Consider the following 12169-nt stretch of genomic DNA (forward strand, 5'->3'; position numbering starts at 1 on the left):
ATCAAGAAATCCGAAGCCGCCGCGCTCTTCCGCCAGCAGGCGAAGGAGCGGATCCTGCTGACCGACGGCGCTGCCGGCACGATGATCCAGCGCTACAAGCTCACCGAGGCCGATTATCGGGGATCCTATGATCTGCCGAGCGATCAGAAGGGCAATAACGACCTGCTCGTGCTGACCAAGCCCGAGGTGGTCGACGAATATACCCGGCAGTATCTGGATGCCGGGTCGGACATCGTCTCCACCAACACCTTCAACGCGAACATCATCAGCCAGGGTGATTATGACGCGGTCCATCTGGTGCGCGACATGAACCTCGCCGCCTCACGCATCGCGCGCAAGGCCGCCGACGATTATGCCGCGAAGGACGGGCGCCCGCGCTTCGTGGCCGGTGCGATCGGGCCGACCAACAAGACGCTGTCGCTATCGCCCGACGTCAACGATCCGGGTTTCCGCGCGGTCGATTTCGATACGATGCGCGATGTGTATCAGGATCAGGTCGCGGCGCTGATGGACGGCGGCTGTGACTTCATCCTGATCGAGACCATCTTCGACACGCTCAACGCCAAGGCGGCGATCATGGCGGTGTTCGAGGAGCAGGCGAAGCGCGGGGTCGAAATCCCGATGATGCTGTCGATGACGATCACCGACATGTCAGGCCGCAACCTTTCGGGCCATTCGGTCGAGGCGTTCTGGTATGCGGTGCGCCATGCGCACCCGCTGACCGTGGGCCTCAACTGCGCCTTCGGGGCGGACTTGCTGCGCCCGCACGTTCAGGTGCTGTCGGGCATCGCCGACGCGCTGGTGATGATTTATCCGAATGCGGGCCTTCCCAACGATCTCGGTCAATATGATGAGCAGCCGCACACGACCGGCGGCTTCATCGAGGATTGGGCGGACACGCAACTGGTCAACGTCGTCGGTGGATGCTGCGGATCGACGCCCCCGCACATCGCGGCGATGGCCAAGGCGGTCGCGGGCAAACCCCCGCGTCAGCCGCACGCGCACGATCACCGCATGAAGCTGGCGGGTCTCGACCCGTTCACGATGGTGGCGTGACGACCTTAACCCCTCCCGCTTGCGGGAGGGGCAGGGGTGGGCCTCCGCGCTCATCCCGAAAGCGATCTTGACTTGGCGACCGGGCGCCCACCCCCGGCCCTTCCCGCAAGCGGGAGGGGGGAAGGACACAGTATGACGACCCCCGCCTCCACCCAGTTCGTGAATATCGGCGAGCGCACCAACGTCACCGGATCGGCGGCGTTCAAGAAGCTCATCATGGGCGGCGATTACACCAAGGCGGTCGAGGTCGCGCGCCAGCAGGTCGAAAACGGCGCGCAGGTGATCGACGTCAACATGGACGAAGGTCTGCTCGACGCCGAAATGGCGATGACGACCTTCCTCAAGCTGATCGCCGCCGAGCCCGATATCGCGCGCGTGCCGGTGATGGTCGACAGTTCGAAATGGAGCGTGATCGAGGCGGGGCTCAAGTGCGTTTCGGGCAAGCCAATCGTCAACTCGATCAGCATGAAGGAGGGCGAGGAAGCCTTCCTGCTCCACGCGCGCAAGTGCCGCCAATATGGCGCCGCCGTCGTCGTCATGGCGTTCGACGAGGTCGGGCAGGCCGACACCAAGGACCGCAAGGTCGAGATTTGCGAGCGCGCCTACAAGCTGCTGATCGCCGACGGTTTCCAGCCCGAGGATATCATCTTCGATCCCAACATCTTCGCGGTGGCGACCGGGATCGAGGAGCACAACAATTACGGCGTCGACTTCATCGAGGCGTGCAAGGAAATTCGCGCCCGCTGTCCGCACGCGCATATCTCTGGCGGTCTGTCCAACCTCAGTTTCTCGTTCCGCGGCAACGAGCCGGTGCGCAAGGCGATGCACAGCATCTTCCTGTATCACGCGATTCCCGCGGGCATGGACATGGGCATCGTCAATGCGGGCCAGCTTGATGTCTATGACACGATCGATCCCGATCTGCGCGAGGCATGCGAGGACGTCATCCTCAACCGCCCGGCGCGATCGGAGAAGGAGACGCCGACCGAGCGGCTGATCAAGATCGCCGAGCGCTTTCGCGGCACCGATGCCGTAGCCGAAAAGGCGGCCGAGGAATGGCGCGGCTGGGACGTGGTCAAGCGGCTCGAACATGCGCTGGTCAAGGGCATCGATGCCTATGTCGTCGACGATACCGAGGAATGCCGGCAGAAGTTCGCACGCCCGATCGAGGTGATCGAAGGCCCGTTGATGGACGGTATGAACGTGGTCGGCGACCTGTTCGGATCGGGCAAGATGTTCCTGCCGCAGGTCGTGAAGTCCGCCCGCGTGATGAAGAAGGCGGTCGCCCACCTGCTGCCCTTCATCGAAGCGGAAAAGGAGGCCGGCGCGCGTTCGAAGGGCCGGATCATCATGGCCACGGTCAAGGGCGACGTGCACGATATCGGCAAGAACATCGTCGGCGTCGTGCTCCAGTGCAACGGTTACGAGGTGATCGATCTCGGCGTGATGGTGCCGTGGATGACGATCCTGCAGGCCGCGAACGAGAACGATGCCGACATGATCGGCCTTTCGGGCCTCATCACCCCCTCGCTGGACGAGATGGTGACGGTGGCGTCCGAGATGCAGCGCACCAGCATGACGATGCCGCTGCTGATCGGCGGGGCGACCACGTCGAAGGTCCACACCGCACTGCGTATCGCGCCGGTCTATGAAGGTCCGGTCGTCCACGTCCTCGACGCGAGCCGCGCGGTCGGCGTCGCATCGACCCTGTTGTCGGACACGCAGCGCGACGAGTTCGTCCGCAAGACCGCCGCCGACTACAATGCGGTGCGCATCGCGCGTGAGGGCAAGGGCCAGAACGAACTGTCGACGATCGAGGAGGCGCGCGCCAACGCCTTCGTCGCCGATTTCGCGCTCAAGCCCGATGCGCCCAAGCAGCCGGGCACGCATGTCTTCGCCGATTGGCCGCTCGAGGATCTGCGTGAACTGATCGACTGGACGCCGTTCTTCCGCGCGTGGGAGCTGGCGGGCATTTATCCCGCGATCCTCACCGATCCGGTCGTTGGCGAGAGCGCGAGTAGCCTGTTCGCCGATGCGCAGAAGATGCTCGATACGATCATCGCGGAGAAGTGGCTGACTGCGCGGGGCGTCGCCGCACTCTGGCCGGCTTATAGCGATGGCGACGACGTGATCGTGAACGGCGAGACAAGGCTCGCCTTCCTGCGCCAGCAGATCAAGAAGCGCGAAGGCCGTGCGAACATGTGCCTCGCCGATTTCGTCGCGCCGCAGGACGACTGGATGGGTGGCTTCGCGGTCGGCATTCACGGCATCGATCCGCATATCGCGCGCTTCAAGGCCGACACGGACGACTATAACGACATTCTGCTCAAGGCGCTGGCCGATCGCCTCGCCGAAGCCTTTGCCGAGCGGCTCCACCTCCACGTCCGCACGACGCTCTGGGGCTATGCCGAGGGCGAGCAGCTGACCAATGAAGCGCTCATCAAGGAACAGTATCGCGGCATCCGTCCAGCACCCGGCTATCCGGCGTGCCCGGATCACAGCCTGAAGCCGATCCTGTTCGATCTGCTCGGCGCCGAGGAAAAGACCGGCATCACGTTGACCGAAAGCTTCGCGATGCTGCCGACGGCGGCGGTCTCTGGCTTCTATTTCGGCCACTCGGAGGCGAGCTATTTCGGCGTCGCGCGGATCGGGCCGGATCAGGTCGCTGACTATGCGGCACGCCGGGGCGAACCGCTCGACATCACCGAGCGCTGGCTGCGGCCTAACCTGGACTAAATCTCAATCCTCCCCCGCCAGGGGGAGGTGGCGCCGAAGGCGACGGAGGGGGAGGTTGCGACTCAAATGAGTTGGCTGCCGTCCTCCCCCTCCGTCAGCTTGCGCTGACACCTCCCCCTGGCGGGGGAGGATTAAGAGGCGATCGCCGTCTTCACCTCTTCGGCGCTGGCGATCCGCGCCACCATGCGAAGCTGGTTCTCGACGATCACGCGATGCGTATCGGCATCCGAACCAGCGATGCAGTCCTCGACCACGACGATATTATAGCCCAGGTCCGAACCCGCGATCGCGGCGCCGGGGATGGCGAGGTTGGTCGAAACGCCCGTCAGCACTACTGTCTCGATCTTCATCCGGCGCAGGGTGAGGTCGAGCGTCGTGCCGTGAAACGGAACCATGCCCGCGGTGCGCGGGATCGAGAAGTCGCCCTCGACCGGCTGGAGTTCGTCGACGAACTCGACCGCTTCGGTGCCCAGCACCATCTGCTTATGCTTGCGCGCGAGCGCCGCGATCAGCGTGTTGGCGGGCGCGTCGGCGAAGTCGGGACGATGGGTTGCGGGGAGGTGGATCACCGGCAGGCCGGCGGCGCGGAAGGCCGCCGCGAGATCGGCGATGCGCGGGGTGATGCCGCGTTCGGCGACCTGGCCCGCAAGCGCGTTGAACGTGCCCCCGGCCTCGATCACGCCGCGCTGCATTTCGGAGATGAGGAGGGCGGCGCGGCCAGTGATGGTGATGCTCATGGTTGTACGGTGGCGCGGCTCGATGGGAGCGCCAAGTGGGGGAGGGCGATTTCCGAACAGGCGGACGTCAACGATCCTCCCCCGGAGGGGGAGGTGGCAGTCCGCAGGACTGACGGAGGGGTATTGGCCGGCAGCGAGCCGCTTGTGGCGAATACCCCTCCACCGGCTGCGCCGGTCCCCCTCCCCCTCCGGGGGAGGATTTATTTGGACGCCACCTTCGCGTCCGCCACCGCCGGTGCCTGCTGCCAGCCGCCGCCCAGCGCGCGGAACAGCGCGATCTGCGCGGTCGCGATGCGGGCATCGGAGGAGGCCAGGGCAGCTTCGGAATCCGCGAAGGTGCGCTGCGCGTCGAGCGAGGCAAGATAGTCGATCTGCCCCTCGCGCTGGCGGGCGGCGCTGATCCGGGCGACGGCGGCCGATTCATCGCGCGCGGCCTGGAGAGCGTCGCGGCGCTGGAGTTCGCGTTGGTAGGCAGACAGCGCCGTCTCCGTCTCGCGCAGCGCGGTCAGCACCGTGCCGTCGAAGCTTGCAAGCGACGCTTTCGCGTCCGCTTTCGACGCCGCGATCCGCGCGCGCACCGGCTCCTGGTTCGGGAAGGCCCAATTGATCAACGGACCGAGGAACCAGTTGAGCGGCCCGCCGCCGAACAGGTTGCCGAGGCCGGTGCTCGTCTGCCCGATCCCGCCGCCCAGCGAGATGCGCGGATAGAGATCGGCGGTCGCCACGCCGATCCGCGCGGTGTCCGCCGCCAGGCGGCGTTCGGCGGCGCGCACGTCGGGGCGACGCGCGAGCAGGTCGTGCCCGTCGCCCACCGGCACCGGGCTGGCGAGGCGCGGGATCGTGGTGCGCTTACCCGCATCGGTCGGCAGGTCGCGCGGGGCCCGGCCGGTGAGCGTCGCGAGGCGGAACAGCGCATTCTCGCGCTCGGCGAGCAAGGCGGGAATGTCGGCCTTGCGCTGGTCGCGCAGCGCCTGAACGCGGATGACGTCGAGCCGGGTCGCGCGACCCGCCTCGAAGCGGCCGTTGGTGATGCGGGTGCTGTCGTCGAGCAGCTTCACGATCCGCTCTGCCACACCGATCCGTTCGGCAGCCGAGGCCGCGTCGAGATAGGCGCGCGCCGTATCGGCGGCGACCGCGACGCGCACCGCATCCGCATCGAAGGCGGCGGCGGCAAGGTCACCCTTTGCCGCCTCGACTCCACGGCTGACGCGCCCGAACAGGTCGACCTCGTAGGAGACGCTTAGCCCAGCATCGATCCGCCAGCCTTCGCGATCGATGCCCGGAGGGGCGGCGATCTGCGACACCTGGCCATATTGGCTGCTCGCATCGATACCCGTCTGCGGCAGACGTCCGTTGGCGGCTCCGCGCAGGGCGGCGCGCGCCTTTTCGATCCGGGCGACCGCGACGCGCACATCGGTATTGGCGGCAAGCGCATCGGCGATCAGCCGGTCGAGCACGGGATCGTCGTAAAGCCTCCACCACTGCTCGGCCGCAGGGTTTGCCGAGACCGTGGTGGAGGAGGTAGCGCCGAGGAAGGGGGCCTCGGCGCTGGGGCTGACGGTGGGCGCCTTATAGTTCGGGCCGACCGCCTGAGCGGCGGTTCCCACAAGGGCGCTGGCTGCGAGAAGTGCGTGGATGAGGCGCATCGTTCGATACTCCTTATTCGGCGGGCTGGAGCGCGGGGTCGTTACCCTTGCCCCGACCCCGCCATGCGCTCAGCCGATCGGCTGCAGCGCGGGTGACGACATAGAAGGTCGGCGTGAAGATCAGGCCGAAGGCGGTGACGCCGATCATCCCGAAGAAGACCGCCGTGCCCAAAGCCTGACGAAGCTCCGCACCCGCGCCTTCGGCGATGACCAGCGGAACTGCGCCCAGGATGAAGGCGAAGCTGGTCATCAGGATCGGCCGCAGACGCATTTGCGCAGCCTGCACCGCCGCCTTGGCTGGGCTCAGCCCCTCCTGCTCGCCCTGCCGCGCGAACTCGACGATCAGGATCGCGTTCTTGGCGGCCAAAGCTATCAGCACGATCAGGCCGATCTGGGTCAGGATGTTGTTATCCATGCCCCGCAGGTTCACGCCGATCATCGCGGCAAGCAGAGTCATCGGCACGATCAGGATGATCGCGAAGGGCAGGGCCACGCTTTCATATTGCGCGGCCAGCACCAGGAAGACGAACACCACTGCCATGCCGAAAACGATGCCGGCGGTGTTGCCGACCATCTTCTGCTGATAGGCGATGTCGGTCCACTCATGCGTGTAGCCCTTGGGCAGCGAGGCATCCGCCAGCTTTTCCATCGCCACCAGCGACTGGCCCGACGAACTCCCTTGCGGCACGTTCCCCGCGACGATCGCGGCGGGATAGAGGTTGTAGCGGGTCACGCGCCACGGGCCGGTCTTGTCCTCGAACTTTGCGACCGAACCGACCGGCACCATCCCGCCTGCTGCCGACCGCGTCTTGAGGTTGGCGATATCGGCGGTGCTGGTGCGGAAGGGCGCATCGGCCTGCGCGGTCACGCGATATGTGCGGCCGAGCAGGTTGAAGTCGTTGACGAAGGCCGAGCCCAGATAGACCTGCAGCGCTTCGAAAATCTTCTCCGGCGGCACGCCCAGCATGTCCGATTTGGCGCGATCGACGTCGGCGAAGATGCGCGGCGTCGCGCTTTCGAAGAGCGTGTAGACCATCGACAGATGCTCGGTCTGGTTCGCCTTGCCCGCCAGACCATAGGTGGTGTTGGCGAGGTTGGCATAGCCCTGGCTCGAACGATCCTGCAGCGCCATCGCATAGTCGCCGCCATTGCCGATCCCCTGGATCAGCGGCGGCGGCAGGAAGATCAGGCGCGCGCCATTGATGTCGGCGACACGCTTCTGGGCCTCGGCATAGATCGCCTTGAAGTCGCCATGTTCCAGCTTCGATCGGTCAGCAAAGCTGTCGAGCGGGAAGTAAGCGGCGGCGGCGTTGGGCTGCAGCGTCTGCGACGGGCCGTCGAGGCCGGCGAGCATCACCGAACCCTTGATGCCGGGGATCGGCAGGATGCGTTCGGCGACCTTGCGCATCATCGCGTCGGTGCGTTCGAGCGAGGAGCCGGCGGGTAGCTGGATGACGGTCAGGAAATAGCCCTGATCCTGCGCGGGGATGAAGCCGGTCGGGGTCGACCAGAACAGAGCCACCGTCGCTGCGACCAGCAAGCCATAGCCCGACAGCACCTTACGCGGTCGGTTGATCAGCCAGCGGGTCGCACCGGCATAACGCTCCGACATCCGCTCGAAGCCGCGGTTGAAGCGATCACCGGCCTTGGCGATCACGCGGCGCCAGCGCGGGCCATCCTCAGTGCCATGCTTGGCCTTGAGGAGGATCGCGGCGAGCGCAGGCGACAGCGTCAGCGACAGGATCAGCGAGATGACGGTCGAGGTCGAGATCGTCACCGCGAACTGGCTGTAGAAGGCGCCGGAGATGCCCGTGAGGAACAGGGTTGGGATGAACACCGCGCATAGCACCAGCACGATCGCGACGAGGGCAGTCGAAACCTCGTCCATCGAGACGCGGGCGGCCTCCTTGGGGGACAGCCCGCGCTCCAGATTGCGTTCGACATTTTCGACCACGACGATCGCGTCGTCGACGACGATGCCGATCGCCAGCACCAGCCCGAACAGCGACAGGCTGTTCAACGAGTAACCCACCCCCGCCAGCACCGCGAAGGTGCCGATCAGCGACACCGGGATCGCGATCACCGGAATGATCGCCGCGCGCCAGCTCTGCAGGAAGATCAGGATGACCAGGACGACCAGGATCACGGCCTCGATCAGCGTGTCATAGACCGCGTCGATCGACTGGGCGATGAACTCGGTGGGGTTGTAGATGACGCGATATTCCAAGCCCTTGGGGAAGGACTTCGCCATATCGTCCATCGCGGCGTTCACCTCTTCGGCGGCGGCGAGCGCATTGGTGCCGGGGCGCTGGAACACGCCCAGCACGACGGTCGGCTTGCCGCTGAAATACGTGTTGCTGTTATAGTCCTCGGCGCCCAGTTCGACCCGTCCGACGTCCTTGACGCGGACCTGGCGGCCGTCGGGATCGGTGCGGATCACGATATCGGCGAACTGCGCCGGATCGGTCAGGCGGCCCTGCGTCTCGACATTCATCTGGAAGGCGGCGCCGGTGTCGTAAGGCGGCTGGCCGATCGTGCCGGCGGCGACCTGCACATTCTGCGCGCGCAGGGCCGCGACGATCTCGCCGGCGGTCAGATCGAGTGCCGCGGCGCGGCCCGGATCGATCCAGACCCGCATCGCATAATCGCGCGAACCGAACAGGCGCACGTCGCCCACGCCGCCGATGCGGCTCAGCCGATCACGGACCTGGGTCAGCGCGTAGTTGGAGATGTAGCCGCGATCAAGGCTGTTGTCGGGCGAGATCAGGTTCACGACCATCAGGAAGTCGGGAGACGTCTTGCGCGTGACGATACCCAGCCGCTGGACGCTTTCCGGCAGGCGCGGTGTGGCGACCGCGACGCGGTTCTGCACCAGCACCTGCGCGGCATCGAGATCGGTGCCCAGCTTGAAGGTGACGGTGATCGTCAGCCGCCCGTCGCCGGTCGAGTGCGACTGGAGGTAGAGCATGTTGTCGACGCCGTTGATCTCCTGCTCGATCGGAGCAGCGACCGTTTCGGCGACGGTTTCGGCCGACGCGCCCGGATAGGTGGCGCTGACCGTCACGGTCGGCGGCACGACATCCGGATATTGCGCGATCGGCAGCGTGAAATAGGCGATCGCGCCGATCAGGGTGATGACGATCGCAATGACCCCGGCGAAGATCGGCCGGTCGATGAAGAAGCGGGACAGGCGCATGGGGGCCGTCTCCTGTGAACGGAGTGGTTCAAAGCTCTACCGTCACCCCCGCGCAGGCGTGGGCCTATCCAGTGTAGTCTCTCGCGGAGAGACTGGATGGGTTCCCGCCTTCGCGGGAATGACGGCGTGGGTTTAGATCAAAGCTATCGGGCGAACGTGGCCTGGGCCGACGCCGGGGCGGAGATCGCGGCGGGTGCGGCCTCCTTGTCCGGGGCGAAGCGGCCGGGTTTCACGTCCACCTTGGCGCCGGGCATCACCGACTGCATTCCTTCGATGACGACGCGGTCGCGCAGGTCGGCGCCCGATCGGATCACGCGCAGCCCGTCGACGACCGGACCGAGCACCACCGGCTTGGCGGCGATCGTCCCGTCCTTGGCGACGACGAACAGGATCTTGCGTGCCTGATCGGTCTGGACGGCGGCGTCGGGCACCAGCAGCGCGCGAACCTTGTCGGCATTGGCGAGGCGCATGTTGCCAAACATCCCCGGCGTCAGGAAACCCTTGGGATTGTCGAGGACCGCGCGGCCCCGGATCGTGCCCGAACGGTTGTCGAGGCCGTTGTCGGTGAAGTTGATCTTGCCCTTCCAGCGATAGTCGGGCTCGTCCTGCAGACGCACTTCCACGGTGGGGGCGGGGGCGCCGGCCTGGCGATGGCGCTGCGCCTTGAGGAACAGGGCTTCCGACGCATCGAAGCCAAAATAGATCGGATCGAGCGCGTTGATCGTGGTGAGCAGGGTCGCAGCACCGCCTTCGCCGCCCGCGACGAGATTGCCGATGTCGACGCGGCGATCGGAGACGCGGCCGGTGATCGGCGCGCGAACGACCGTGAACTCGACATCGAGCGCGCGGGCGCGGATGCGGGCGTCGGCGCCGGCAAGGCCGGCTTCGGCCGCCTGGACACGGGCACGCAGCCCGTCCAGCTCGCCGGTCGACAACGCCTCGTCCCCCTTCAGCCGATCGGCGCGGGCAAGGTCGGCGCGGGCGAGCGCGAGCGTGGAGCGGGCGCTGGCCGCTGCGGCGCGAGCCTCGGCAAGCGCGGCCGTGAAGGGACGCGGATCGATCGTGAAAAGCGCGGCGCCCTTGCGGACCGTATCGCCGTCCGTGAAGTGACGGGCGACGATCTGCCCCGCGACGCGCGGGCGCACCTCGACCGACTGGCTGGCGGCGAAGCGGCCGACATAGCTGTCCCATTCGGTGACTTCGCGCGCGATCGGGCTAGCGACGGTGACGACCGGGGTGGGCATCGCCATCGCGGGCTGGCCGCGGTGGAAGAGGAACCATGCGATCGCTGCGATCAGGACCGCTGCAGCGCCGATGACGAGCCGGATCGGCAGCGGGCGCTTTTCGGGCGCGTCCGCTACCGTCTCGGGCGGGGTGATGTGGGTAGGAGCGTTCATGCGAGCACCTCACGGCCGCGGCCGATGCGATAGGGAGCGATCCGGGAGAGCATCAGCTCGACATGATCGGGGGTGTAGCCGACGCGGCGCGCCTCGGCCTGTGCTTCGGGCGACAGGCGGTGCCCGTCGCGCCAGCCGTGGACGGCCAGGCGGCGCAGCGTTTCGAGCTTGGCGTCGGCGAGCTTGCGGTTCGAACCGAAGCCGAAGAGGAGGCCCAGCAGGCGCGATAGACGGCCGGGTTCTTCCAGGCTGTCGAGCCCGTCCTGGCGGGCGAGCGCGATGACCGACCATTCGAGCCCGGTGAACCGCGCGGTCGCGACGGTTTCGGTGCGGGCCGGCGCCAGGTTCGCCGCGAGCGGCAGGGCATCGCTGAAGTTCATATAGGCCATCGTGACCTCCCTCGATTGGACTTGACCATCCGTCCGACGAAACACTGTCTCGCGCGCCGGTACTTCGGATCATGTGTGTCAAAGCAGACTGGGGATCGGGGCGATGGCCGCGACTTAATCGCTCCGTCACCTCGTTCCGTACCAATCGGTATATAAATAGACGCTGCACCGCGTCAAGGACTTTTTATACCGATTGGTATGTTTCGGTAAAGGGGGGATTTTGGCGGCTACGGAATGACCGTTATTCCGGCGGAGGCATTTAATCATCCCCCGCTAGGGGAAGGTGTCAGCGCAAGCTGACGGAGGGGGAGGGCGGCGGAAAACTGGAGGTCTCGTGACCTCCCCTCCGTCGACTTCGGCGCCACCTCCCTCTGGCGGGGGAGGATTAAATCGGGTTAGCGTCCCGGCCAGATCGCCAGAGCGGTGTCGACCAGCTGGCTGAGCTGTTCGGGCGTCGCGCCCGAACTCGCCTGCACGGCCATGCCCTGCGTGATCGAGCTGAGAAGGCGCGCGAGCGCTTCCGGATCGGTGCCTTCGGGCAGATCGCCCTCATCGCACGCACGGGCGAAGCGATCGACCAGGGCGGTGTGGATCGACGCGGTGCGCTGGGTAACGTCGGCGCGGATCGACTCGGCCTGCGCACTGCACGCGACACTTGCGATCACGCCCAGGCAACCTGCCGGATCGTTTCCGCTATTCTGCATCGCAAGCGCACCGCGCAGCAGCCGTTCGGCGACACCGCGCGCGGTCTGCGCCTCGAGAGCCTGCCCGACATAGGCCAGCTTCTCGCGCTCGTAGAGGTCGAGAGCCTTGTGAAACAGGGCTTCCTTATTGCCGAACGCCGCATAGAGACTCGGCTTGCTGATTCCCATCGCGTCGGTCAGGTCGGCCATCGACGCGCCGTCGAAACCCTTCGACCAGAAGACGCGCAATGCAGCACCGAGCGCAGCTTCGCAGCAGAACTCCCTCGGGCGGCCCTTGGTGGGCGGAGGTGCCAGAACGGTTTCCATAA

General features: G+C 66.3%; 8 protein-coding genes. 2 read left to right on the plus strand and 6 right to left on the minus strand.

Annotated features, from left to right (window positions below; all coding sequences use genetic code 11):
* A complete protein-coding gene (locus tag FYJ91_RS10550; protein WP_181008464.1) occupies positions 1-1056 on the plus strand; it encodes a homocysteine S-methyltransferase family protein in 1056 nt (351 codons plus the stop codon).
* Positions 1057-1188: 132 nt separating this feature from the next.
* Positions 1189-3792 carry a methionine synthase gene (gene metH / locus FYJ91_RS10555; protein WP_149522185.1) on the plus strand — a complete coding sequence of 868 codons (2604 nt, stop codon included), beginning with the start codon at positions 1189-1191 and terminating at the stop codon, positions 3790-3792.
* A gap of 131 nt (positions 3793-3923) precedes the next feature.
* Here the strand turns inward: metH and FYJ91_RS10560 are convergent, their stop codons facing one another.
* The 6 genes from FYJ91_RS10560 to FYJ91_RS10585 form a co-directional block, all read right to left on the minus strand.
* Entirely contained in the window at positions 3924-4529 is a 606-nt protein-coding gene (locus FYJ91_RS10560) for a cysteine hydrolase family protein (protein WP_149522186.1), read from the minus strand.
* A 200-nt stretch (positions 4530-4729) separates the two neighbouring features.
* Entirely contained in the window at positions 4730-6175 is a 1446-nt protein-coding gene (locus FYJ91_RS10565) for an efflux transporter outer membrane subunit (protein WP_149522187.1), read from the minus strand.
* Positions 6176-6188: 13 nt separating this feature from the next.
* Entirely contained in the window at positions 6189-9371 is a 3183-nt protein-coding gene (locus tag FYJ91_RS10570; RefSeq protein ID WP_149522188.1) for an efflux RND transporter permease subunit, read from the minus strand.
* 143 nt (positions 9372-9514) lie between these two features.
* On the minus strand, positions 9515-10768 hold the full coding sequence (locus FYJ91_RS10575) for an efflux RND transporter periplasmic adaptor subunit (protein WP_149522189.1): 1254 nt from the start codon (positions 10766-10768) through the stop codon (positions 9515-9517).
* Entirely contained in the window at positions 10765-11157 is a 393-nt protein-coding gene (locus FYJ91_RS10580) for a hypothetical protein (protein ID WP_149522190.1), read from the minus strand. Before FYJ91_RS10580 ends, FYJ91_RS10575 begins: the two co-directional genes overlap by 4 nt.
* 395 nt (positions 11158-11552) lie before the next feature.
* Positions 11553-12167 carry a TetR/AcrR family transcriptional regulator gene (locus FYJ91_RS10585; RefSeq protein ID WP_149522191.1) on the minus strand — a complete coding sequence of 205 codons (615 nt, stop codon included), beginning with the start codon at positions 12165-12167 and terminating at the stop codon, positions 11553-11555.
* Positions 12168-12169 lie beyond the last annotated feature (2 nt).

The sequence above is a fragment of the Sphingomonas montanisoli genome (assembly GCF_008274695.1).
GTDB classification, from domain to species: domain Bacteria; phylum Pseudomonadota; class Alphaproteobacteria; order Sphingomonadales; family Sphingomonadaceae; genus Rhizorhabdus; species Rhizorhabdus montanisoli.

What these genes read in the sequence shown, in the direction of transcription:
- FYJ91_RS10580 (WP_149522190.1), bottom strand. Translation starts at nt 11,157, where the DNA reads ATGGCCTATATGAACTTCAGCGATGCCCTGCCGCTCGCGGCGAACCTG.
- FYJ91_RS10575 (WP_149522189.1), bottom strand. Translation starts at nt 10,768, where the DNA reads ATGAACGCTCCTACCCACATCACCCCGCCCGAGACGGTAGCGGACGCG.
- FYJ91_RS10560 (WP_149522186.1), bottom strand. Translation starts at nt 4,529, where the DNA reads ATGAGCATCACCATCACTGGCCGCGCCGCCCTCCTCATCTCCGAAATG.
- FYJ91_RS10570 (WP_149522188.1), bottom strand. Translation starts at nt 9,371, where the DNA reads ATGCGCCTGTCCCGCTTCTTCATCGACCGGCCGATCTTCGCCGGGGTC.
- metH (WP_149522185.1), top strand. Translation starts at nt 1,189, where the DNA reads ATGACGACCCCCGCCTCCACCCAGTTCGTGAATATCGGCGAGCGCACC.
- FYJ91_RS10565 (WP_149522187.1), bottom strand. Translation starts at nt 6,175, where the DNA reads ATGCGCCTCATCCACGCACTTCTCGCAGCCAGCGCCCTTGTGGGAACC.
- FYJ91_RS10585 (WP_149522191.1), bottom strand. Translation starts at nt 12,167, where the DNA reads ATGGAAACCGTTCTGGCACCTCCGCCCACCAAGGGCCGCCCGAGGGAG.